The sequence below is a fragment of the Streptacidiphilus jeojiense genome (assembly GCF_000719095.1).
Classification (GTDB): Bacteria; Actinomycetota; Actinomycetes; order Streptomycetales; family Streptomycetaceae; genus Streptacidiphilus; species Streptacidiphilus jeojiensis.
In genome coordinates this window covers 40,950-63,034 of record NZ_JOEH01000033.1, presented here as the reverse complement: position 1 = coordinate 63,034, position 22,085 = coordinate 40,950, and the positions used below count along the sequence as shown (strand labels likewise).

General features: G+C 73.3%; 17 protein-coding genes. 9 read left to right on the top strand and 8 right to left on the bottom strand.

Annotated features, from left to right (window positions below; genetic code table 11):
• Positions 1–10 precede the first annotated feature (10 nt).
• The 3 genes from IF29_RS0134805 to IF29_RS0134795 form a co-directional block, all read right to left on the bottom strand.
• Positions 11–1,141: an aldose epimerase family protein gene (locus IF29_RS0134805; protein WP_232242720.1), complete on the bottom strand. Its 1,131-nt coding sequence runs from the start codon at positions 1,139–1,141 to the stop codon at positions 11–13.
• Positions 1,142–1,210: 69 nt separating this feature from the next.
• Entirely contained in the window at positions 1,211–1,975 is a 765-nt protein-coding gene (locus tag IF29_RS0134800) for a protein phosphatase 2C domain-containing protein (protein ID WP_030263925.1), read from the bottom strand.
• A gap of 74 nt (positions 1,976–2,049) precedes the next feature.
• Complete coding sequence (locus IF29_RS0134795; RefSeq protein WP_030263922.1) at positions 2,050–2,856, bottom strand: CAP domain-containing protein; 807 nt, start codon at positions 2,854–2,856, stop codon at positions 2,050–2,052.
• Positions 2,857–3,166: 310 nt separating this feature from the next.
• Here IF29_RS0134795 and IF29_RS0134790 point away from each other — a divergent pair, with 310 nt between their 5' ends.
• The 3 genes from IF29_RS0134790 to smc all read left to right on the top strand — a co-directional run bounded on the left by IF29_RS0134790 (position 3,167) and on the right by smc (position 7,934).
• The gene (locus tag IF29_RS0134790) at positions 3,167–3,445 is read left to right on the top strand and encodes an acylphosphatase (protein ID WP_030263919.1); all 279 of its coding nucleotides are present in this window, start codon (positions 3,167–3,169) and stop codon (positions 3,443–3,445) included.
• A gap of 362 nt (positions 3,446–3,807) precedes the next feature.
• The gene (locus IF29_RS0134785; protein WP_030263916.1) at positions 3,808–4,011 is read left to right on the top strand and encodes a hypothetical protein; all 204 of its coding nucleotides are present in this window, start codon (positions 3,808–3,810) and stop codon (positions 4,009–4,011) included.
• Between the two features lie 263 nt (positions 4,012–4,274).
• Positions 4,275–7,934 (top strand): chromosome segregation protein SMC, encoded by a 3,660-nt coding sequence (gene smc / locus IF29_RS0134780; protein ID WP_084715381.1) that lies wholly within the window; start codon positions 4,275–4,277, stop codon positions 7,932–7,934.
• Here the strand turns inward: smc and IF29_RS0134775 are convergent.
• Positions 7,918–8,286, bottom strand: coding sequence for a cupin domain-containing protein (locus IF29_RS0134775; RefSeq protein WP_030263910.1), 369 nt, complete (start codon positions 8,284–8,286; stop codon positions 7,918–7,920). The genes smc and IF29_RS0134775 overlap by 17 nt on opposite strands.
• A gap of 210 nt (positions 8,287–8,496) precedes the next feature.
• Between IF29_RS0134775 and IF29_RS0134770 the strand changes: the two genes are divergently transcribed.
• Positions 8,497–9,258, top strand: a complete 762-nt coding sequence (locus tag IF29_RS0134770; protein ID WP_198037643.1) for a helix-turn-helix transcriptional regulator — start codon at positions 8,497–8,499, stop codon at positions 9,256–9,258.
• On the opposite strand, the gene IF29_RS0134765 is transcribed toward IF29_RS0134770, so the two are convergent.
• Positions 9,221–11,065 (bottom strand): ATP-binding cassette domain-containing protein, encoded by a 1,845-nt coding sequence (locus tag IF29_RS0134765; protein ID WP_051726424.1) that lies wholly within the window; start codon positions 11,063–11,065, stop codon positions 9,221–9,223. The two genes, IF29_RS0134770 and IF29_RS0134765, sit on opposite strands and share 38 nt — an antisense overlap.
• A complete protein-coding gene (locus IF29_RS0134760; protein WP_051726434.1) occupies positions 11,062–12,879 on the bottom strand; it encodes an ATP-binding cassette domain-containing protein in 1,818 nt (605 codons plus the stop codon). Before IF29_RS0134760 ends, IF29_RS0134765 begins: the two co-directional genes overlap by 4 nt.
• A 130-nt stretch (positions 12,880–13,009) precedes the next feature.
• On the opposite strand from IF29_RS0134760, the gene ftsY reads away from it, so the two are divergent.
• Positions 13,010–14,203 carry a signal recognition particle-docking protein FtsY gene (gene ftsY, locus IF29_RS0134755; RefSeq protein WP_030263899.1) on the top strand — a complete coding sequence of 398 codons (1,194 nt, stop codon included), beginning with the start codon at positions 13,010–13,012 and terminating at the stop codon, positions 14,201–14,203.
• Between the two features lie 112 nt (positions 14,204–14,315).
• Here the strand turns inward: ftsY and IF29_RS0134750 are convergent, their stop codons facing one another.
• The gene (locus IF29_RS0134750) at positions 14,316–14,948 is read right to left on the bottom strand and encodes a bifunctional DNA primase/polymerase (protein WP_232242719.1); all 633 of its coding nucleotides are present in this window, start codon (positions 14,946–14,948) and stop codon (positions 14,316–14,318) included.
• 477 nt (positions 14,949–15,425) lie between these two features.
• On the opposite strand from IF29_RS0134750, the gene nsdA reads away from it, so the two are divergent.
• From nsdA to IF29_RS0134730, 4 genes are all read left to right on the top strand, one after another.
• Entirely contained in the window at positions 15,426–16,886 is a 1,461-nt protein-coding gene (nsdA, locus tag IF29_RS0134745; RefSeq protein ID WP_030263893.1) for a transcriptional repressor NsdA, read from the top strand.
• Positions 16,887–17,208: 322 nt separating this feature from the next.
• A complete protein-coding gene (locus tag IF29_RS0134740) occupies positions 17,209–18,546 on the top strand; it encodes an ammonium transporter (RefSeq protein ID WP_030263890.1) in 1,338 nt (445 codons plus the stop codon).
• Positions 18,543–18,881 carry a P-II family nitrogen regulator gene (locus tag IF29_RS0134735; RefSeq protein WP_030263887.1) on the top strand — a complete coding sequence of 113 codons (339 nt, stop codon included), beginning with the start codon at positions 18,543–18,545 and terminating at the stop codon, positions 18,879–18,881. The genes IF29_RS0134740 and IF29_RS0134735 overlap by 4 nt, the downstream gene beginning before the upstream one ends.
• 141 nt (positions 18,882–19,022) lie before the next feature.
• On the top strand, positions 19,023–21,506 hold the full coding sequence (locus tag IF29_RS0134730; RefSeq protein ID WP_051726423.1) for a [protein-PII] uridylyltransferase: 2,484 nt from the start codon (positions 19,023–19,025) through the stop codon (positions 21,504–21,506).
• On the opposite strand, the gene IF29_RS0134725 is transcribed toward IF29_RS0134730, so the two are convergent.
• Positions 21,422–21,955: a hypothetical protein gene (locus IF29_RS0134725; RefSeq protein WP_030263880.1), complete on the bottom strand. Its 534-nt coding sequence runs from the start codon at positions 21,953–21,955 to the stop codon at positions 21,422–21,424. The genes IF29_RS0134730 and IF29_RS0134725 overlap by 85 nt on opposite strands.
• Positions 21,956–22,085 lie beyond the last annotated feature (130 nt).

Here is a 22,085-nt window from a genome sequence, read left to right as displayed (position 1 = left end):
CCACAGTCCGTCAGTTGCCCCCTGACCCCGGCACACCGAAGTCGTACACCGTGCACGAGCGGTACTCCTCGCCCGGCCGCAGCACCGTGGACGGATAGTCCCCGCGGTTGGGGGAGTCCGGGAAGTGCTGGGTCTCCAGGGCCACGCCCGAGTACCTGCCGTAGCCGCGTCCGGAGGGGCCGGTCAGGCTGCCGTCCAGGCCGTTCCCGCTGTAGACCTGGATTCCGGGTTCGGTCGTGGAGAGCGTCAGTACCCGCCCCGAGCCCGGGTGCCGCAGTACGGCGACCACCCGCGGAGCGTCCGTGCGGCCGCCGTCCAGCGCCCAGCAGTGGTCGTAGCCGCCAGCGATGGCGAGCTGCCCGTCCTCGTCGTGGATGCGCTCGCCCAGCAGCCGGGGCGCGGTGAAGTCGAACGGTGTCCCGGCGACCGGGGCCGGCGGCCCCGCGAGCGGGCGCAGCTCCCGGTCCACCGGCAGGTAGCCCGCGGCGGCCAGGGTGAGCTCATGGTCGAGGACGCTGTCGCAGCCCTCGCCGGCCAGGTTCAGGTAGGAGTGGTTGGTCAGGTTGACCACGGTGGGCGCGCTGGTGGTGGCGCGGTAGTCGATCCGTAGCCGCCCCTCGGCGAGGCTGTAGCGCACCGTCGCCCGCAGCGTCCCGGGGAAGCCCTGGTCGCCGTCCGGGCTGACCAGGGAGAGCTCCACGCCGCTGCCGCCGTCCACCTCGACCGGCTCGGCCGACCACAGCCGGGCGTCGAACCCCTGGTCGCCGCCGTGCAGGGCGTTGGCGCGAGGGGTGTCGCTGAGCGGCACCTGGTGGGTGCGGCCGTCCAGGGTGAACCGGCCGTCGGCGATGCGGTTGCCGAAGCGGCCGATGGTCGCGCCGAAGAAGGGCGGCCGCTCCGCGAGATAGCCGCCGAGGTCCGGGTGGCCGAGCACGACGTTCACCGCCTCCTCCGTGCCCCCGTCCGGATCGGGCAGGTGCACGGTGTGCAGCACCGCGCCGTACTCCAGGACGGCGGCGCTGGTGCCGCGGGCGTCGGTGAGGATCCACCGGTGCACCGGGGTGCCGTCCGCGAGGGCGCCGAAGCTCTCGCGCACCGGGGTGTGCGGCTGGGACGACTGGGGCTGGGCTGAGGACAGCAAGGGCAGGACTCCTGATCCGGTCTCGCGGCACCTGCCGTGAGGGGGCCGGGGTGCGCGTGCCCCACGTTTTCACGCCGCGAACGGCCGCGTCCACGTCGTCCCGAACGCCGCGGTGGCGTCGTCGTGCCGCTTGCCGCGGAAGCCGCCCTCGGGCATCGCCCGCTCGGCCTCCCGCACGGCGCGCACGGCGGCGGCCGGGCCCTGCTTCTCGACCAGGTCCAGCAGATCCCGCCGGCCCCAGCCGAAGCGCTCCACCAGTCGCGACACCCCGTCGCTGACCAGCAGGAAGCGGCTGATCCCGGCCAGCGGCAGGCTCATCGTCAGGGCCTGCTCGGCGGCGGCGGGTTCGGCGCCGGCCACCCAGAAGCCGCCCTCGGTGTTGCGCAGTCGGCTGACCGACTCGCGGTCGTACGCGGGGAGGTGGTCCACCCGGTCGTCGGTGAGTTCGACCACCTCGCCGTCGCGCCGCTCCACCAGCACGGCGGCGTCGGCGAGCACCAGGCAGTCCAGCATCCCGCCGCGCTCCCGGACGATCGCGACCGTCGCGGACGGACTGTTGGGATTGCTCAGATCGCAGTCGGCGTGCAGCGCGCGGGTGTCGAGGATCGCGCGGCGCAGCACCCCGCGCAGGTCCGACTCCGGGTCGGTGACCAGCACCGCGGCCAGCTGTGTTCCGAGCCGCTGGGCCAGCCAGGCCACGCCGTGCACGCAGCCGTTGGGCAGCCCGCTGTCGGTGGCACCGTCCAGGACCACCGCGAACCGCTCCGAGGCGATGACGAAGTCCTCGTTCGCGGCGGCGTCCGGACTCGCCTCACTGGTGTGACTGATCTGCACCGTTCCTCCGTCAGCTGTCGACCCGCGCCCAGCCTTTCATGCGACGGGGTGCTCGGAGGAATCCGCAGTCGGTCTCAGTAGCCGAAGTCCTGGGTCCACCACGGGCCGCCGCTGGTGCCGTAGTACACCCCGACGCCCAGCGAGTGGTAGGAGCAGTTGAGGATGTTGGCGCGGTGGCCGGCGCTGTTCATCCAGGCGGTCATCACGTCCTGCGGGGTCTGCTGCCCCATGGCTATGTTCTCGCCGCCGAGGTTGGTGATGCCCAGAGCCGCGGCCCGGTCCCAGGGCGTCTTGCCGTCCGGGTCGGTGTGGTCGAAGAAGTCGCGGGTGGCCATCTCCGCGCTGAAGTTCTGGGCCAGCACGGTGAGCGGACCGGAGTAGCTGAGGGCGTCGCAGCCGTTGGCCGCGCGCTGCACATTGACCAGGGAGAGGACCTGGGCCTCGGCGGTCGCCATGGCCGAGGTCGCGCCGCCGGTGGCGGCCGCGACCGGGAACGAGGCGGAGGCGGAGGCACTGGCCGACGCGGAGGGGCTGGCGGAGGCCGACGGCGTCGCCGAGGCGCTGGCGCTCACCGATGCCGTGGCGCTGGCCGGGGCCGACGCCTTGGCGGAGGCGCTGGCCGAGGGGCTGCCGGTGCCGGCCGAGAGCGACGGCCGCGCGGTGTCCCGGGTGCTGGTCCCGCCGGTCGCCCGGAAGCTGCTGCCGGACGGCTGCGGGGTCCGTGCGGCGCCGATGGTGGCCAGCGGCTTGGCACTGGCCGGATCGCCGGCCACCACCAGGCTCGCGGGCATACCGGGCGGCAGCGGCAGCACGCCGCTGAATACCCCGCCTGCTCCGACCGCCAGGGCGGTGGCGCTGACGGCGAACAGGGCGCGCGGCACCCCGCTGTTCCGCCGCCTGCGTGACGCGGGCGCGGCCCGGCGGTGCGATCTCGCCGCGTGCGCACCGCGGCGGTGCGAAGCCGGCTCAGGGCTCTGCGTCTGAGGTCCCGGTGTCTGGGATCCTGATGTCTGGGATCCCTGGGCGTGACGGGGCATGGCAGGTGCCGTCCCTCTTCCTCGGCCCCCCGACCGGATGCTGGACTTGCGGCTTGCGGTACTGCTCACCCGAACGGGTGATGATGGGGAGCGTAGAGCATAGGGGTGCGTCGCGTGGGAAGTGCGTGCAGACGGCGGTGAGAGAATCACGCATATGAGCGAGGACGTCCGGATGACCGCCTGGGTGCGCGGCGCCGTGCAGCAGGTCGGATTCCGCTGGTGGACGCGGTCCAGGGCGCTGGAGATCGGACTCCTCGGATACGCCTCCAACCTGGGCGACGGCCGGGTGCAGGTGGTCGCGGAGGGCAGTCGGGAGGACTGCGAGCGACTGCTCGAACTGCTCCGCCACGGCGACACGCCCGGAAGGGTCGACGGGGTCACCGAGATATGGGGCGGCGCCGAGGGCGGTTACCCCGGCTTCGCGATCCGCTGACGCCGACGGCTTCCCGGCGCTGCCGGAAAGACGCACGTGCCGCCGTCATGTGGTTGCGTTCGCGGCCGGTCCGTGGTTGACTCCGCACCGAGCAGTGATCGACCGGCCACCGGCGGTCACTCGACCGGCACCACAGCGCGCAGTGTGGTAAATCCACTGCCCCGGCGATGTGGTCGGCGTAGCACGCTGTGATCGTGTTGACCCTTTTCGCGTTTGGTGAGACGCTGGAAACCCGCGCACCCGCACGTACAGCCCAAGGCGTTCGGCCCCGTTCCGCCTTGCTAGGGCTGGCATCGAGTGCGTGAACCCAACCACGACCCCACCTTCATCGGTCGGTCACTCAGCGTGGAGGACCATCCATCATGGCAAAGGCGCTTCTCGGTTACGTCGGTGGCCCCGACCCCCGCGTGCTCTCCGAGATGCGACGTCTCCAGCAGCGAGTCCAGGACCTGGAATCCGAGCTTGTTCGGATGCAGGCCGAGAACGACGCGCTGTCTGCCGTCGCGGACCACGAGCAGCTGCTCCGCAGCATCGACGCAGCCCAGCCGGTGCCCGCCTACTCCTGATCCTCTTTCCGGCCCAGGGTCCGCAACTCCCCGGTCCGGTCCGATCCGGCGGCACCGCTGACAGATAGTGCAAGGGACGCCCATCGTGGCGTCCCTTCGTCATGTTCCGACCCCGTACCCCCGCTGCCCGTTCCCTCGTGATTCTGGGATGCCCCCTGCCTGCGCAGGTGAAACCAGCTGGCGCGTCCTCCGGTCGGGGCAGTGCGCCCGGATAGAGTTTCGGACAGGCAGAAGCGTGGTTCTCCCGGCGGAAGGTTCAGGGCGTGCATCTCAAGAGCCTCACGCTGCGTGGGTTCAAGTCCTTCGCCTCGGCGACCACGCTCCGCTTCGAGCCCGGCATCACCTGCGTGGTCGGCCCCAACGGCTCAGGCAAGTCCAATGTCGTCGACGCGCTGTCCTGGGTGATGGGCGAGCAGGGCGCCAAGTCGCTGCGCGGCGGCAAGATGGAGGACGTCATCTTCGCCGGCACCAGCGGACGCACCCCGCTGGGCCGCGCCGAGGTCGCACTCACCATCGACAACGCCGACGGCGCGCTGCCCATCGAGTACAGCGAGGTCACCATCTCGCGGACGCTGTTCCGCAACGGCGGCAGCGAGTACGCCATCAACGGCAGCACCTGCCGGCTGCTGGACATCCAGGAACTGCTCTCCGACTCCGGCATCGGCCGCGAGATGCACGTCATCGTGGGCCAGGGCCAGCTGGACTCGGTGCTGCACGCCGATCCGATGGGCCGGCGCGCCTTCATCGAGGAGGCCGCGGGCGTCCTCAAGCACCGCAAGCGCAAGGAGAAGGCGCTGCGGAAGCTGGACGCGATGCAGGCCAACCTGACCCGGGTGCAGGACCTGGTCGGCGAGTTGCGGCGGCAGCTCAAGCCGCTCGGCCGGCAGGCCCAGATCGCCCGCAGGGCCGCGACCATCCAGGCCGACCTGCGCGACGCCAGGCTGCGGCTGCTCGCCGACGACCTGGTGACGCTGCGCCGGGCGGTCGAGGAGGAGGTCGCCGACGAGATGGCGCTGCGGCTGCGGCGCTCCGGGGTCGAGCAGGAACTGACGGCGGTTCAGCAGCGCGAGGCGGTGCTGGAGGCGCAGGTCGCCCAGCTGGGCCCGCGGGTCGAGCAGTGCCAGCAGACCTGGTTCGAGCTGTCCTCGCTGGCGGAGCGGGTCCGCGGCACTGTCGGTCTGGCCGAGGCCCAGGTCCGGCACGCCCGCAGCCCGCAGAGCGAGGAGCGGCGCGGCCGGGACCCGGAGGAGATGGAGCGCGAGGCGGCCCGGATCCGCGAGGAGGAGGCCGAGCTCAAGGAGGCGCTGGAGGAGGCGTCCTACGCGCTCGCCGAGACGGTGGAACGGCGCGGGGAACTGGAACGGGAGCTGGCGGGGGAGGAGCAGCGGCTGCGCGCGGCCGCGCGGGCGCTGGCCGACCGCCGGGAGGGGCTGGCCCGGCTGCAGGGCAAGGTCGCCGCGGCGCGTTCGCGCGCGGTCGGTGCGGGCGAGGAGATCGGCAGGCTGGCCGAGGCGAGGGACGCCGCCCGGGAGCGGGCCGAGGCCGCCGCCGAGGAGTACGAGCTGCTCAAGGCACAGGTCGACGGGCTCGACGCGGGCGACGAGGAGGCCGAGGCGCGGCTGGGCGAGGTACGGGCGGAGCTGGCCGCGGCGGAGGAGGCGCAGTCGCGGGCCCGCGAGGAGCTGGCCTCGGTGGAGCGCGAGCGGGCCGGGCTGACGGCGCGTCGGGAGGCGCTGGCCCTGGGACTGCGCCGCAAGGACGGCAGCGGCGCGCTGCTCGCGGCGGGGGAGCGGGGCGCCGGCGGCGGGCTGGTCGGGGTGCTCGGCTCGGCGGCCTCGCTGCTGTCGGTGCGTCCGGGCGCGGAGGCGGCGGTCGCGGCGGCGCTGGGGCACGCGGCCGACGCGGTCGCGGTGGACGGGGTCGCGACGGCGGTCGAGGCGCTGCGGCTGCTGCGCAAGGAGGACGCCGGCCGGGCCGGTCTGCTGATCGCCGCCGAGGCAGGTGCAGCAGAGGCAGTAGGGGACGAGGAGGCGGACGGACTGGCGCAGTGCGTGGACGGTCCGGCCGAGCTGGTCGGCGTGGTGCGCGGGCTGCTGCGCGGTTATCTGCTGGTCGCCGGCCTGGCGGAGGCCGAGGCACTGGTCGCCGCCCGCCCGGGGCTGACCGCGGTGACCGCCGAGGGCGATCTGCTGGGACGGGGGTTCGGCTACGGGGGCTCCGCCGCCGCACCGAGCCTGCTGGAGACCCAGGCCGCGGTGGACGAGGCGAGCGCCGCACTGGAGGAGCTGTCCGGACGCCGGGAGGCACTGGCGGCCGCGCTGGAGCAGGCCACCGCGCGCCGCCGGGAGCTGGCGTCCGCGCTGGAGGGGCTGACCGCGCGCCGCCGGGCGGCGGAGAAGGAGAAGTCCGCGGTGGCCCAACAGCTGGGGCGGCTGGGCGGACAGGCCCGCGGCGCGGCCGGCGAGGCCGAGCGGCTCGGAGCCGCCGCGGACAAGGCCGAGTCCGCGCTGGAGCAGGCCGAGGCCGAGCTCGCCGAGCTCAGCGAGCGGCTGCTGACCGCCGAGGAGGTGCCGGCCGACGAGGAGCCCGACACCGGCGAGCGGGACCGGCTCGCCGAGGCCTCGGCGCAGTGCCGGCAGGCCGAGATGGAGGCCAGGCTCTCGGTCCGGACCCATGAGGAGCGGGTGCGCGGCCTCGCCGGAAGGGCCGATTCGCTGGACCGCGGGGCCCGCGCCGAGCGCGAGGCGCGGGCCCGCGCCGCCCAGCGGCAGCAGCGGCTGCAGGCCGAGGCCCTGGTCGCCACCGCGGTCGGCGACGGTGCCCGGCAGCTGCTCGCGGCCGTCGAGCTGTCGCTGGGGACAGCGGCCCGCGAGCGCGAGCAGGCCGAGCAGGAGCGCGCGGTCCACGACACCGAGCTGTCCCAGCAGCGGGTCCGCAGCCGCGAGCTCAAGGCCGAACTCGACCGGCTCACCGACTCGGTGCACCGCGACGAGGTGCTGCGCGCGGAGAAGCGGCTGCGGATAGAGCAGTTGGAGGCCAAGGCGCTGGAGGAGCACGGCATCGAGGCCGACGGGCTGCTCGCCGAGTACGGCCCGGACCAGCCGGTGCCGCCGACGGACCAGGCCGAGGGCGCGGAGCCGCGCCCGTACGACCGGGCCGAGCAGGAGAAGCGGTTGCGCGCCGCCGAGAAGGCCTACACCCAGCTCGGCAAGGTCAATCCGCTGGCGCTGGAGGAGTTCGCGGCGCTGGAGGAGCGGCACCAGTTCCTCAGCGAGCAGCTGGAGGACCTGAAGTCCACCCGGCGCGATCTGCTCACCGTGGTCAAGGAGGTGGACGAGCGGGTGGAGCAGGTCTTCACCGCCGCCTACCACGACACCGCCGCGCAGTTCGAAGGCGTGTTCTCGCGGCTGTTCCCGGGCGGCGAGGGCCGGCTGGTCCTCACCGACCCCGACAACATGCTGACCACCGGCATCGAGGTGGAGGCCAGGCCGCCGGGGAAGAAGGTGAAGCGGCTGTCGCTGCTCTCCGGCGGCGAGCGCTCGCTCACCGCCGTCGCGCTGCTGGTCTCCATCTTCAAGGCCAGGCCCAGCCCGTTCTACGTGATGGACGAGGTCGAGGCGGCCCTGGACGAGACCAACCTGCGCCGGCTGATCGGCCTGATGGAGGAGTTGCGGGACAGCTCCCAGCTGATCGTGATCACCCATCAGAAGCTCACCATGGAGTGCGCCGACGCGCTCTACGGGGTCTCCATGCGCGGCGACGGCATCTCCCAGGTGATCAGCCAGCGGCTGCGGGACGAACCGCGGCGGCCCCCGCGCCGGATACTGCCGGCTCAGCAGACGGTGGCCGCCGAGGCCGTGCCCGCCGAGTCCGTGCCGTCCCCGGCGCCGGAGGCGCTGCCCGACGTCACTCCGGCAGAATGAAACCGGTGGTGGTCGGGATGCCCGGCACCTCGCCGGCGTCGCCGGCGTTGGTGGTGCCCTGCGGCTCCAGCAGCACGACCCTGGTCCCGGGGTCGGCGACCGGACGGTGCTGCAGGCCGCGCGGCACCGTGAACGCCTGGTGCGGGCCGAGTACCACCGGGTCCCTGCCCTCCAGTTCGAGCGTCAGCTTGCCGGCCAGGACCAGGAAGAACTCGTCGGTCTCCGGGTGGGCGTGCCAGACGAAGGCGCCCTCCAGCTTGGCGATCTTCACGTCGTAGTCGTTGACGGTCGCGGCGATGTGCGGCGACCAGTGGTCGGGGATGGCGTCCAGTGCGGCGTCGAGGTCGATCATGTGCCTTCTTCTCCCGGTGGTCGGCGGTGGGTGACGGTGGTTGACGGCGGATCAGGGGTGTAGCGGCAGGCCCTGGACCAGCCTGCGCCCACTGTCGTACCGCTGTCTTGGACGCTGGTGCGCGGCAGAATGGCGGGCGTGAGCGACTTTGTGATCGGTCGTGGCGACTGGGTGAGCTACTGGCGGGACGGACAGCGGCCGTTGGAGGCCATGCACGCGCACCTGCGGGAGCACGTCTACCACCGCCACAGCCACGAGGCGTACTCCTTCGGCGTGACCGAGGAGGGCGCGCAGAGCTTCAGCTGCCGCGGCGGAGCCCACACCAGCGCCACCGGGTTGGTGATGACCTTCAACCCGGACGAGCCGCACGACGGCCGCACCGCCGACGAGCTCGGCTTCACCTACCGGATCGTCCACATCGGCCCCGAGCTGGTCGGCCAGGTGCTGGCCGACGCGGCGGGGCGGGGGAGCGGACCGCTGCCGCTGTTCACCGAACCGGTCCTGGACGACGTCCGGGCCGCCCGTGCCATCCGCAGGCTGCACCACGGCCTCACCGGCGGGGCCGACGCCCTGGTGCGCGACGAGCGGCTGACCGAGGCCGTGCTGGCGCTGGTCGGCCGCGGCACCGGGCAGCGGATCAGCGTCGGCGCTGCCGGGGGAGCCCTGGCCCGGGCCCGGGCGCTGCTGCTCGATGCGGGCCCGCGCGCGGTGTCGCCCGAGGAACTGGCGGCCGCGGCGGGCTGCAGCCGCTTCGCGCTCTACCGGGGCTTCAAGGCCGCGTACGGGCTCGGGCCCAGCGACTACCAGCGGCAGCTGCGGTTGCGCGAGGCCCGGCGGCTGATCCTGCGCGGCCAGGGCCTGGCCGAGGTGGCCACGGCGACCGGGTTCACCGACCAGAGCCACCTCAACCGCTGGTTCCTGCGCTGCTACGGCATCACCCCGGGGGCCTTCCGCGCGGGGGCGCAGCCGTAGCGGGCCCGTCGAGCGCGTAGGCGGTGGCCTGCAGTCCGTAGAGCTCCGCGTAGCGGCCGCCGAGGGCGGTCAGCTGGTGGTGGTCCCCGGACTCGACCAGCCGGCCCTGGTGCAGCACCAGGATCAGATCGGCGCCGGTCACGGTGGAGAAGCGGTGCGAGACGATCACCGTGACGGCGCCGGTCCGCGCGGCCAGCTCGCGGGCCCTGGCCATGTAGCGCTCGAAGATGGCCTGCTCGCTGGGGGCGTCCAGGGAGGCGGTGGGCTCGTCCAGGACGAACAGCAGCGGATCGCGGCGCATCGACGCGCGGGCCAGCGCGGCCCGCTGCCACTGCCCCTCGGACAGCTCCACACCGCCCAGTTCCACGCCGAGCTGGGTGTCCAGGCCGTCGGGCAGGCCGGCGACGATCCCGGCGGCGTCGGCCGACGCGACCGCCTCGGCGATCCGCTCACGGTCCGTCAGCGCACCGGTGTCGCCCAGGCCGACGGTGTCGGCGAAGGTGGTGCGGAACCGCCCGAAGTCCTGGAAGGCCGCGCTGGAGCGGGCCCGCCAGCCCTCGGTGTCCAGATCGGTGAGCTCGGTGCCGTCCACCAGGATGGAGCCGCTGTCGGCGCGGTAGAACTTCGCCAGCAGCTTGACCAGGGTGCTCTTGCCGGACCCGTACTCGCCGACCACGGCCACCACCGAGCCGGCCGGCAGCCGGACGCTCAACCCGTCCAGGGCCGGGCGGTCGGTGCCGGGGTAGGTGTGGACGACGTCGGTGAGAGTGATCCCGTCCCGGAGCTCGGAAGGGGCGGGCAGGCTGCCGGACGCCCGGGCCCGTACCCCGGCCGCGTAGTCGCGCAGCCACAGGTAGGGCTCGATCACCTGCGAGGATCCCGCGGTCTCGGCGGTGGCGCCGACCAGGGTCTGCAGGCTGTCCTTGACGGTCCCCGCCACCGTGACGGTGAGCACCAGGTCGCCGATCGAGCCGCGGCCGTGCGCGGTCAGCCAGGCCACCAGTGCCAGCGCCGCGACGAAGCCGGCCGAGAACAGCGACCAGCCGCCGGCCTTCCACAGTGCGGCCCGGGCCCGGGCACCGGCCCGCAGCGCGATCGCCCGGTCCCACTCCTGCGCCTGGCGGTCGATCAGCTCGGCGGCGGACCCGGCGGTCAGCACCTCCTTCGCCCCGGCCGGCTGCACCGCCAGCTCCAGCAGGTGCTGCTGCAGCCGGTACCCCTCGGCGGAGGCGGCGTCGGTGGCCCGGACCAGCCGCTGGCCCCGGTGGTCGGCCCAGGTCAGCCCGGCGGCCAGTGGCAGCAGCAGGAGCAGCCAGGGGCTGACCGTGCCGAGCAGCAGCAGGGTGGTGCCCAGCCGGAGCACCCCGGCCAGGGTCATCAGCGCGTTCCAGGGCGACTGGGCCAGCCGGGAGGTCCCGGTGACGACCAGGGACAGCCGGTCCAGGAAGTCGCTGCGCTCCAGGTGCTCCAGCCCCTCCAGCGCGGCGATCTCCCGGTGCACCTCCGGTTTGAGCACGAGCCGCCCGAGCCGGTCGGCCGTGGTGCTGGTCAGCTGGAGGGTGGTGCCGGCCAGCACATAGCTGAGCGCGTACGCCAGCGCCGCACCGGCCGCCGCCGCCACGGCCGTGCCCGCAGCGCCGCGCACGGTGGCGTCCACGGCGGCCCGCAGGGTCAGCCCGGTCGCGGCCACCACCAGCACGGATCCGGCCACGGACGCCAGCGAGGCGAGGGTCAGCCCCGGCATCCGGCGCCAGGACAGCGCCATGAACTCCCACCACAGCGCCGGGTACCTGCTGATCCGGTTCATTCGGCCGCCCCCGCCGCGGCGAACCGCTCCGCCTGGACGGTGAACAGGCCGGCGTAGCCGCCGCCCAGCGCCATCAGCTGGTCATGGGTGCCGGACTCGATGATCCGGCCGCCGTCCAGCAGTACGATCCGGTCGGCCTGACGCACCGTCGACAGCCGGTGCGAGATGAGCACCACACTGGTGCGGCCCCGGTGCTCGGCCAGCCGCCGGAACACCTCGAACTCGGTACGGACGTCCAGATGGGCCGTCGGCTCGTCCAGCACCAGCAGCTGGGCGCCGGTCCGTACCGCGTAGAGGGCGCGGGTGAGCACCAGCTGCTGCCACTGGCCGCCGGAGAGGTCCACCCCGCCGCTCCTGGCCCGGGCCAGCGGGGTGTCCCAGCCGGCAGGCAGCCGCTCCAGGACCGGGGTGAACCCGGCGTCGTCGGCCGCCGCCCCCAGCGCCGCGCGGTCGACCGGACGCAGCGTCACATTCTCGGCGGCGGACAGCTGGTAGCGGACGAAGTCCTGGAACACCACGGTCAGCCGCTCGCGCCAGGCGGCGCTGCCGGAGGCGGTCAGCGGCACGCCGTCCGCGGTGATCCGCCCCGAGGACGGCCGGTACAGACCGGCGAGCAGTTTGATCAGGGTGGACTTGCCGGCCCCGTTGAGGCCCACCACGGCCAGCAGTTCGCCGGGACGGATCTCCAGGTCGAGTCCGTCCAGCACGGTGCGTTCGCTGCCCGGGTAGTGGAAGCCGACCCGCTCGAAGCGGACCAGCGGGGGCTCCGCGGTGCGCGGGAGGTCCGGGCCGGTCTGCGGTACGGACGCCAGCAGGTCCCGCACCTCCTCGAAGCAGCGGACCGCGTTCAGCGCGCCGGAGATCCGCAGCAGCTGCGAACCGCTGCCCAGGGCCTGGTAGAGCGCGTAGCCGGCGGCCAGCACCGCGGTCTGCACCGCCACCGAGGTGCGGCCGTGCACCGCGTCCAGGGTGACCGCGACGTAGGCGGGGCCCAGGCCGGCGCAGACCAGCAGCAGGGTGATCCACTCGCCGCGCAGCATCCGGTCGGTGCAGGACCACAGCGGCGCGTTGGCGACATCGATGTGGTGCCGCAGCCGTCGCACCAGCCAGTCGGCGAGGCCGAAGACCCGGATGTCCTTGCCCTCGCTCGGCGACACCACGGCCCGGCGCCACATGTCCGCGTGCAGTTCCTCCCGGTCGGCGAAGCGCCAGGTGCCGTTGGCCGTGCGGCCGGTCAGGTAGTGCCGCGCGCCGCAGCCGGCCGCGGTCATCAGCAGCAGCGGCACGGTCCACCAGGCGTAGCGGGCCAGCACGGCACAGGCGGCAGCGGCTCCGGTCAGCTGCGCCAGCTGCTGCACCAGGGCGAGCGCGCCCGTGCCGACGGTGCGGTCGGGGCCGTGGTCGGGATCGCCGACGGCGCCGCGCAGCAGGGTCTGCACCTCGGGGCTCTCCAGCGCGCCGACGGTGGGACCGGCCAGCGCCAGCCGGGCGATCCTGGTCCGCTGCGCGCCGTCCACCCGCCAGCGCAGCAGGTACTCCAGCGGGGCGGTGGCCGACTGGGCCAGGTAGCCGAGCAGCAGTACGGCGCCGAACAGCGCCAGCGGCAGCAGCGCGGCCCGGAAGACGCCGCTGCCCGACGCCCCGTCGACCCGGCCGACCAGCATCCCCAGCACGGCCGCGGTCAGCGCGGGTGCCACCGCGGTCAGCAGCCGGACCGCGGCCAGGGACGCCACCACCGGTGTCCCGGCCGCGCGGACGGAGCGCAGCAGCAGGAGCCGGTGGCGCAGAGCGCCGTGTACGGAGGAGGTCGGCATGACGGAGATGATGCCGGTTGCGGGCATGCCGGTTCCGGCCGGTGACATTCAGTGACAAATGTCCCTAGTTGGGCGCTGTCCCCCGGTCTTCGCACGTCTTCGCACAGCCGTACCCGATACTGGGAGCGTCATGGAATACATCATCATCGCTGTAGTCATCGCCGTGGTACTCCTCGGAGCCGCCAGCGGTCTCGTCGTCAACGGCAGGCGGCGCCGGCAGCTGCCGCCGCCGTCAACCCCGACCCGGATCGGTGAGCCGCAGGTCGGCGAGGACGCTGCGGCCCCGCGCGAGGCGCCGACCAGGACCGTCGAGGAGGTCCCGCTACCGGAGGCCGCCCCCGCTGAGGCCGCCGCCCCCGAGGCACCCGCCGTCCGCGAACTGGACGTGCCGGAGCCCACGGCCGGACGGCTGGTCCGGCTGCGCTCGCGGCTCTCCCGCTCGCAGAACTCCATGGGCAAGGGCCTGCTGGCACTGCTCTCCCGGGACCACCTCGACGAGGACACCTGGGAGGAGATCGAGGAGGTGCTGCTCACCGCCGACGTGGGCGTCGCCCCCACCCAGGAGCTGGTGGAGCGGCTGCGCTCGCGGGTGAAGGTGCTCGGCACCCGCACCCCGGACGAGTTGCGCGCCCTGCTCCGCGAGGAGCTGACCACCCTGGTCGACCCGACCCTGGACCGCACCCTGCACACCGCCCGGCACACCGAGGGGGACGCCCCGCGTCCCGCCGTGGTGCTGGTGGTCGGGGTCAACGGGGTGGGCAAGACCACCACCAGCGGCAAGCTGGCCCGGGTGCTGGTCGCGGACGGCCGCACCGTGCTGCTCGGCGCCGCCGACACCTTCCGGGCCGCCGCCGCCGACCAGCTGCAGACCTGGGGCGAGCGCGTCGGCGCCCGTACCGTGCGTGGCCCCGAGGGCGGCGACCCGGCGTCGGTGGCGTTCGACGCCGTCAAGCAGGGCATCGCCGAGGGCGCCGACACCGTGCTGGTGGACACCGCCGGACGGCTGCACACCAAGACCGGCCTGATGGACGAGCTCGGCAAGGTCAAGCGGGTGGTCGAGAAGCACGGCCCGGTGGACGAGGTGCTGCTGGTGCTGGACGCCACCACCGGCCAGAACGGGCTGGTGCAGGCGAAGGTCTTCGCCGAGGTGGTGGACATCACCGGCATCGTGCTGACCAAGCTGGACGGGACCGCCAAGGGCGGCATCGTGGTCGCGGTCCAGCGGCAGCTGGGCGTCCCGGTGAAGCTGATCGGCCTGGGTGAGGGCGCGGATGACCTGGCGCCGTTCGACCCGGCCGGCTTCGTGGACGCGCTCATCGGCTGACGTCCGGGCAGGTCGAGGAACCGGTGCTGTGGCCGTCGCCCTACGGGGGCGGCGGCCACAGTCGTTCCGGCCCGACCGTCGGTGCTGCCCGACCGTCGGTGCTGCCCGACCGTCAGTGCCGTCCGACCAGCTCCGCCACGCCCCGGTGGCAGGCGTAGGCCAGGGTGCCCAGCAGCAGCCGGCCCTCCGGCGGCCGGGCCGCCGTGTCCAGCGAGGGACGGCGCAGCCAGCGGGTCTGCGGGGTGGGCGGCGCCGGTACCGACCCGCCGGAGCCGTGGCAGACCAGGTCGAGTTGGGCGTCGTCCCAGCCGGTGCGGTACAGCAGGTCGGGCAGTGCCTCGGCGGTCTGCGGCGCGACCAGGAACAGCGCCCGGGCGTTCGGGGTCAGCAGCACCGGTCCCGGCCTGACGCCCATCCGCTCCAGCCGGACCAGCGCCTGGTAGCCGGCCGTCTCGGGGACGTCCAGCGCGTCGAACCGCAGGCCGGTGCGCAGCCGCAGCTCCGCGCCCGGCCGCCGCAGCCAGGCGTCGCGCAGTTCGGTGGGGCCGCTGCCGGGCGGGAGTTCGACGGAACCGGATCCGGGATCGACGCCGGGGCCGGGGCCGGAACCGGCGTCGGTCAGGGCCACGGTCCAGCCCCAGCGCAGGGTGTACTCGGCAGCGGTCTGGCACCGGGTGGCGCGGGACCGCCCGCGCGGGCCGAGCGACCGTCCGTTGAAGATCGGGTTTCCGAACAGGCTGTCCAAGTCCACTCACCACCAACCAGAATCAGGTCCCGATGGTTACGCCGCGGGGCGCGGCGGGGCGTGCAGTTGTCGGTCGTGCGCCCGCTCCCGGGGGCGGGAATCGTGGATTCGATTGCCGGTGCCCCGGGAATGGGGGATGGTCGTGTCCGGGAGCGGAAGGGCTCCGAGATCCAGTGAAGCGCCTGGGAGAGAGCCGAAGTTCACCCTCAGGGGTGGCGAAGGGTGGCGTTTCCCCGGGCTTACTCCCCCGGATGGCGGAAACCGCGCTACGTTCGCTCCGCAGGCGGTCGACTCGCCGTCCGAGCGGTTATGCCAATGGCAATCCGCTTACGGGGCAAGATCCCTGACGGATCGTCCGGGAGTTCGGACGGATCGTTCGGAAGTTCGACCGGCTGGCAGGAGCAGGCCTTGGGCGTCCCGGTCAGCCGGGCCGTGAAGGGCACCACAAGCGGGTGAGCCCGGGATGGGGGCGTTCCGGTGGGCGAGAAGCAACCCAACGAGCAGTTGACGACGTGGTTCGTGAGAAGCGGTTGGTCCAAGGGCGAACTCGCCCGGCAGGTCAACCGGCGGGCCCGGCAGATCGGCGCCAGCCACATCAGCACCGACACCTCGCGGGTGCGGCGCTGGCTGGACGGCGAGAGTCCGCGCGAACCCATCCCGAAGATCCTCTCCGACCTCTTCTCCGAGCGCTTCGGCTCCTTGGTCGCCATCGAGGACCTGGGCCTGAAGGCGGTGCCCAACCTCGCCCCCGGCTCCGGGGTGGACCTCCCCTGGAACGGCAGCCAGACCGTCCAGCTGATCTCCGACTACTCCCGCAGCGACCTGATGCTCAACCGCCGGGGCTTCCTCGGCACCTCGCTCGCACTCACCGCTGGGTCCGCCCTGATCGAGCCCATGCAGCGGTGGCTCGCCCCCACCCCCAGTTCCATGCCCACCACCGCCCTCACCGCCGCCCGCGAGGGCCGCGCGCCCACCGGCAGGATCTCCGGCCCCGAACTCGCCCTGCTGGAGTCCACCGTGCGGATGTTCCGCGAGTGGGACGCCCAGAACGGCGGCGGGCTGCGCCGCAAGGCCGTGGTCGGGCAGCTGCACGAGGTCTGCGACCTGCTGCAGGAGACCTACCCCGCGGACACCACCCGCCGGCTCTTCCAGACCACCTCGCAACTGGCCCACCTGGCCGGCTGGATGTCCTACGACATCGGCATGCACCCCAGCGCGCAGAAGTACTACGTACTGGCGCTGCACGCCGCCAAGGAGGCCGGCGACCGGCCCTTCGGCGCGCTGATCCTCTCCGACATGTGCCGGCAGATGATCCACCTCAACCGCAGCAGCGACGCGCTGGAGCTGATCCACCTCGCCCAGTACGGCAGCCGCGAGTCCGCGGGACCACGGCAGCAGGCCCTGCTGCACGCCATGGAGGCCCGCGCCTACGCCAACCTGGGCGAGGTCAACAAGTGCTACCGCGCGGCCCGGCTGGCCGAGGACTCCTTCGGCGACATCGCCACCACCTCGGCCGAGGAGCCCGACTGGCTCGGCTTCTTCTCCGAGGCCGAGCTCAACGCCGAGAACGCGCACTCCTACCGCGACCTCAGCTACCACGCCGGCCGCAGCGAGGTGTACGCGCTGCAGGCACAACCGGTGATGGAGCGCGCCGTCGAACTCTTCTCGCACGACGAGAAGCACCAGCGCTCCTACGCGCTGAACCTGATCGGTATGGCCAGTGTCCATCTGCTGCAGAAGGAGCCGGAGGCCGCCGCCTCCTCGGCGCAGCAGGCCGTGGACATCGCGACCCGGATCCGCTCCGAGCGGGTCAACACCCGGATCCGCAAGACCGCGGAGGCCGCCCTCGGCGAGTTCCGCGACGTCGGCGACGTGGTCCGGCTGCGGGACCGCATCGACACCGAGCTTCCCGAATTCACCCGCCCGCAGGCCGTCTGACCGACGGTTTCCGGCCATCCGCCGCTCGGCGGCAGTGACTCCGACCGCGGAAACCCCCCGCACTCGGCTCCCCCACGCCAGATCTGCACGGGGTTTCCGCGGTCGGTGCTGGTGTGGGGCGCCAGCGTAGCCATACGTGTGCGTCCTGGTTCGGGCGTTCACCGGGGTGTAACACGCTCGTGAGGTTCGTCACCCCCGCGAAACATGCTCACGCATCGGCCGAAACCGGTCTCCGTCAATCTCCTCAACAACAGCCGACGCCTCCGGGGGCACGGGACGGATACCCGGGGGACGGAGCGGCACAACAACCGAGGAGACGCCGATGCCTACCGGCTTCAGCGGCGGGGACACCGCTTTTGTACTCATAAGTGCGGCACTGGTCATGCTGATGACCCCAGGCCTCGCCTTCTTCTACGGCGGCATGGTCAGGGTCAAGAGCACACTGAACATGTTGATGATGAGCTTCATCGCTCTCGGCATCGTCACGGTGCTGTGGGTGCTCTACGGCTTCGCCCTCAGCTTCGGGAAGGACGCCGGCGGCATCGGCCTGATCGGCAACCTGGACTGGCTGGGCATGCGGGGCATCGGCACCGACGCCCTGCACGGGAGCATCCCGATCCTGGCGTTCTCGGCCTTCCAGCTGATGTTCGCGGTGATCACCCCGGCGCTGATCTCCGGCGCCATCGCCGACCGCGCGAAGTTCTCGGCGTGGGCGCTGTTCGTGGCGCTCTGGGTCACCATCGTCTACTTCCCGGTCGCGCACATGGTCTGGGGCCCGGGCGGCTGGCTCGGTACCACCGTGGGCGTGCTCGACTTCGCCGGCGGTACTGCGGTCCACCTGAACGCCGGTATGGCCGGTCTGGCGCTGGCCCTGGTGCTGGGCAAGCGGGTCGGCTTCAAGAAGGACCCGATGCGTCCGCACAGCCTCCCGCTGGTGATGCTCGGCTCCGGTCTGCTGTGGTTCGGCTGGTTCGGCTTCAACGCCGGCTCCGAGCTGGCCGCTGACGGCATCGCGAGCGTCGCCTTCATCAACACCCAGATCGCCACGGCCTCGGCCATGATCGGCTGGCTGGCCTTCGAGAAGATCAGGCACGGCTCCTTCACCACCCTGGGCGCGGCCTCCGGCGCGGTGGCCGGTCTGGTCGGCATCACCCCCGCCTGTGCCTTCATCAGCCCGCTCGGCTCGATCTTCCTCGGTATCGCCTGCGGCGCGGTCTGCGCCTGGGCCGTCGGCCTCAAGTACAAGCTGGGCTTCGACGACTCCCTGGACGTCGTCGGGGTGCACGCGGTCGGCGGTGCCCTGGGCGCCCTGCTGATCGGCCTGCTCTCCACCGGCCACCTCTACTCCCCGGCCAAGGGCCTGTTCTACGGCGGAGGCCTGGAGCAGCTCGGCAAGCAGGCGGTCGGCGTCGGTGTCGTCGGCGCCTTCTCCTTCATCGGTGCCTGGGTCATCGGCAAGGGGATCGAGAAGACCATGGGCTTCCGGGTCGCCGAGGACGTCGAGGTCGCCGGTATCGACCAGGCCGAGCACGCCGAGTCCGCCTACGACTTCAGCGCGGTGGGCGCGGCCCTGTCGAAGGCCCTGGCGCCGTCGGCGACCGTGTCCGAGGATGAGGCCGAGGCCGAGGCGGCCGACGCAGGAACGAAGGTCGAGGCATGAAGCTCATCACCGCAGTGATCAAGCCGCACCGTCTGGACGACGTCAAGGAGGCCCTGCAGGCCTTCGGAGTCCACGGACTCACCGTCACCGAGGCCAGCGGGTACGGTCGGCAGCGCGGCCACACCGAGGTCTACCGGGGCGCGGAGTACACCGTCGACCTGGTGCCCAAGGTTCGTGTCGAGGTCCTGGTCGAGGACGACGACGCCGAAGGCCTGATAGATGTGCTGGTCAAGGCCGCCAGAACCGGCAAGATCGGTGACGGCAAGGTCTGGAGCGTCCCGGTGGAGACCACCGTCCGGGTGCGCACCGGGGAACGCGGGCCCGACGCGCTGTAAGGCGACCTGCAGCGCGGCGGATCCAGCAGCACGACGGACAAGCAAGGCGCAACGACAACGAGACAACTCGCAAGGGGCGGGGGAGTCGGGCTCTGGCCCGGCTTCCCCTTCCGGCGTTCATCTTCGTATCAGGGAGCACCGTTGACGGATCGGCAGCAGGCAACGCCCGGCCACACCCCTACCGAACCGTCACCCCGAACCTCGGCCCAGCCCGAGCCCAGCGGCTACGCGGCCCAGCGGCTGCACCTGCTCCGCGAGGACGGCCGCACCGGCGCCGCCCGGCGCTCCGCGCTGGCCGAACTCACCGACCGCTGGCTGGCCGGGCTGTTCTCCACCGCCGCCGACTCGATGACCGGTGTCGCCCTGGTCGCCGTCGGCGGCTACGGCCGGGGCGAGCTGTCCCCGCGCAGCGACCTGGACCTGGTGCTGCTGCACGACGGCAGCGCCAAGTCCGGTGTCGCCGCCCTCGCCGAGCAGCTCTGGTACCCGGTCTGGGACAACGGCATCGCGCTGGACCACTCGGTCCGCGACCTCGCCACCGCCCGCAAGGTCGCCGCCGACGACCTCAAGGTGCAGTTGGGCCTGCTGGACGCCCGCCACATCGCGGGGGACCCGGGCCTCACCGCGGCCCTGCGCTCGGCGATCCTCGCCGACTGGCGCGCCGACGCCGCCAAGCGGCTGCCCGAACTGCACGCCATGTGCCGCGAACGCGCGGAACGTCACGGCGAGTTGGCCTTCCTGCTGGAGCCCGACCTGAAGGAGGCCCGCGGCGGCCTGCGCGATCTGACCGCGCTGGACGCGGTGGCGGCCTCCTGGATCGCCGACGCCCCGCGCACCGGACTGGCCGAGGCCGGCGCCAGGCTCCGTGACGTCCGCGACACCCTGCACCTGGTCACCGGGCGCGCCACCGACCGGCTCAGCCTGCAGGAGCAGGACGCGGTCGCCCTGGAACTCGGGGTCCTGGACGCCGACATCCTGCTGCGCCAGGTCTACGAGGCGGCCCGCACGGTGGCCTACGCCTCGGACGTGACCTGGCGCGAGGTGGACCGGGTGCTGCGCTCCCGCAGCGGCAGCAAGATCCGCCGCACGGTCCGCTTCGGTTTCGGCTCCAACACCCCGGTCGCCCGCGGCACCGCCGAACGCAGCCCGCTGGCCGAGGGCGTGGTGGAGCAGGACGGCGAGGCGGTGCTGGCGCACGCCGCCCGTCCGGCCACCGATCCGGCGCTGCCGCTGCGCGCCGCCGCCGCGGCCGCCCAGGCCGGTCTGCCGCTGGCGCCGTCCACGGTGCGCCGGCTGGCCGCCGAGACCAGGCCGCTGCCGGTGCCCTGGCCGGACGAGGCCAGGGACCAGCTGGTCACCCTGCTCGGCGCGGGCGAGAGCGCCGTCCCGGTCTGGGAGGCGCTGGAGGCCGAGGGCCTGATCGCCCGGATGCTGCCGGACTGGGACCGGGTCCGCTGCCGTCCGCAGCGCAACGCCGTGCACCGCTGGACGGTGGACCGGCACCTGGTCGAGACCGCGGTCCGGGCGGCCGCGCTCACCCGCCGGGTGGCCCGCCCCGACCTGCTGCTGGTCGCCGCGCTGCTGCACGACATCGGCAAGGGCTGGCCCGGGGACCACTCCGAGGCCGGCGAGGTGATCACCCGTGATGTCGCGGTGCGGCTGGGCTTCCCCAAGGAGGACGTGGAGACGCTGGCGCTGCTGGTCCGTCACCATCTGCTGCTGGTGGAGACCGCGACCCGGCGCGACCTTGACGATCCGGCCACCGTCGCCGCGATCACCGCGGTGGTCGGCAGCACCGGCGTGTTGGAACTGCTGCACGCCCTCACCGAGGCCGACGCGCTGGCGACCGGGCCGGCCGCCTGGAGCAGCTGGCGGGCCACCCTGGTCTCCGATCTGGCCGACCGGGCCGCGGCCGCCCTGGTCGGCGACGGCGGCCACCAGGACACCGCGGCGCCCGAGCCGTCCGCCGAGGAGGAGCGGCTGGCGGTGGAGGCGGCCCGGACCAACGGCCCGGTGCTCTCCGTCCACGCCGAGGCCGAGCACCCGTCCGACCCCGGGGCCGAGCCGATGGGGGTCACCCTGACCCTGGCCCTGCACGACCGTCCCGGCGTGCTGCCGACGGTGGCCGGGGTACTGGCGCTGCACCGGCTGACGGTCCGTTCGGCCGCCATCCGCGAGCTGGACCCGATAGGGGCTGGCGCCGTGCTGGCGCTGACCTGGCAGGTGGCCGCGGAGTACGGGGAGGTCCCGGAGGCGGCCAGGCTGCGCGCCGACATCCGCCGGGCCCTGGACGGCGGCATGGACGTCACCCGCCGGCTGGCGGAACGCGACGCGGCCGCCCCGCGCCGCCGCGGCATCGCGGCCCCGCCGCCCCGGGTGACCGTCGCCAAGGGCGGCTCGGCCAGCGCCACGGTCCTGGAGGTCCGCGCCCATGACGCCCCGGGCCTGCTGCACCGGATCGGCCGCGCCCTGGAGGACACCGGCGTACGGGTCCGTACCGCGCGGATCTCCACGCTGGGCGCCGACGCGGTCGACGCCTTCTACGTCACCGGGCCCGACGACCTGCCGCTGCCGCCCTCCCGGGCCGTGGAGGTGGCCCGCTCGGTGGAGCGCGCGCTCTCCTGACTCGGCCCCGGCAGCTGCGCCCGCGTGCCGATCCGGCGCGCGGGCGCGCCCGCCCAGATCTCGTAGGAGCCGGTGGACGTGGTCAGCACCGCGTTGGCGCCGACCACGGTGCCGCGGCCGACGGTGAGCACGCCCTTCTTGCAGAGCACCTTGGCGCCGGAGCAGAGCACCGCGCCGTCCTCGACCACCACCCGCTCCATCAGGCTCTGCTCCTGCGGGACCCAGGGGTCGGCGCGGCCGATGGTGACCCCGTTGTAGAGGGTCACCCCGGCGCCGAGGGTGGTGAAGGGGTGCAGCACCGTGCCGAAGCCGCGGTGGAAGACGATCAGCCCGGGGCCGATCTCGGCGGCGGCGGGCACCTCCACCCCGTACAGGGCCAGGACTTCCTGGACGGCGCGGCGCAGCAGCGGGTGGCGGCGGCGCTGGATCAGCGATGCGACGAGCGACATGGATCCATGCTGCGCACTGCGGGCCGACGGCGGGGGCCGGACGCGCCGCCGTCAGTCCATCGGATGATCCTGGACAGGGGTGAACCCGCTCCGGTCTCCCGGGGAGCGACCACCCCCGTACCCCCACGAA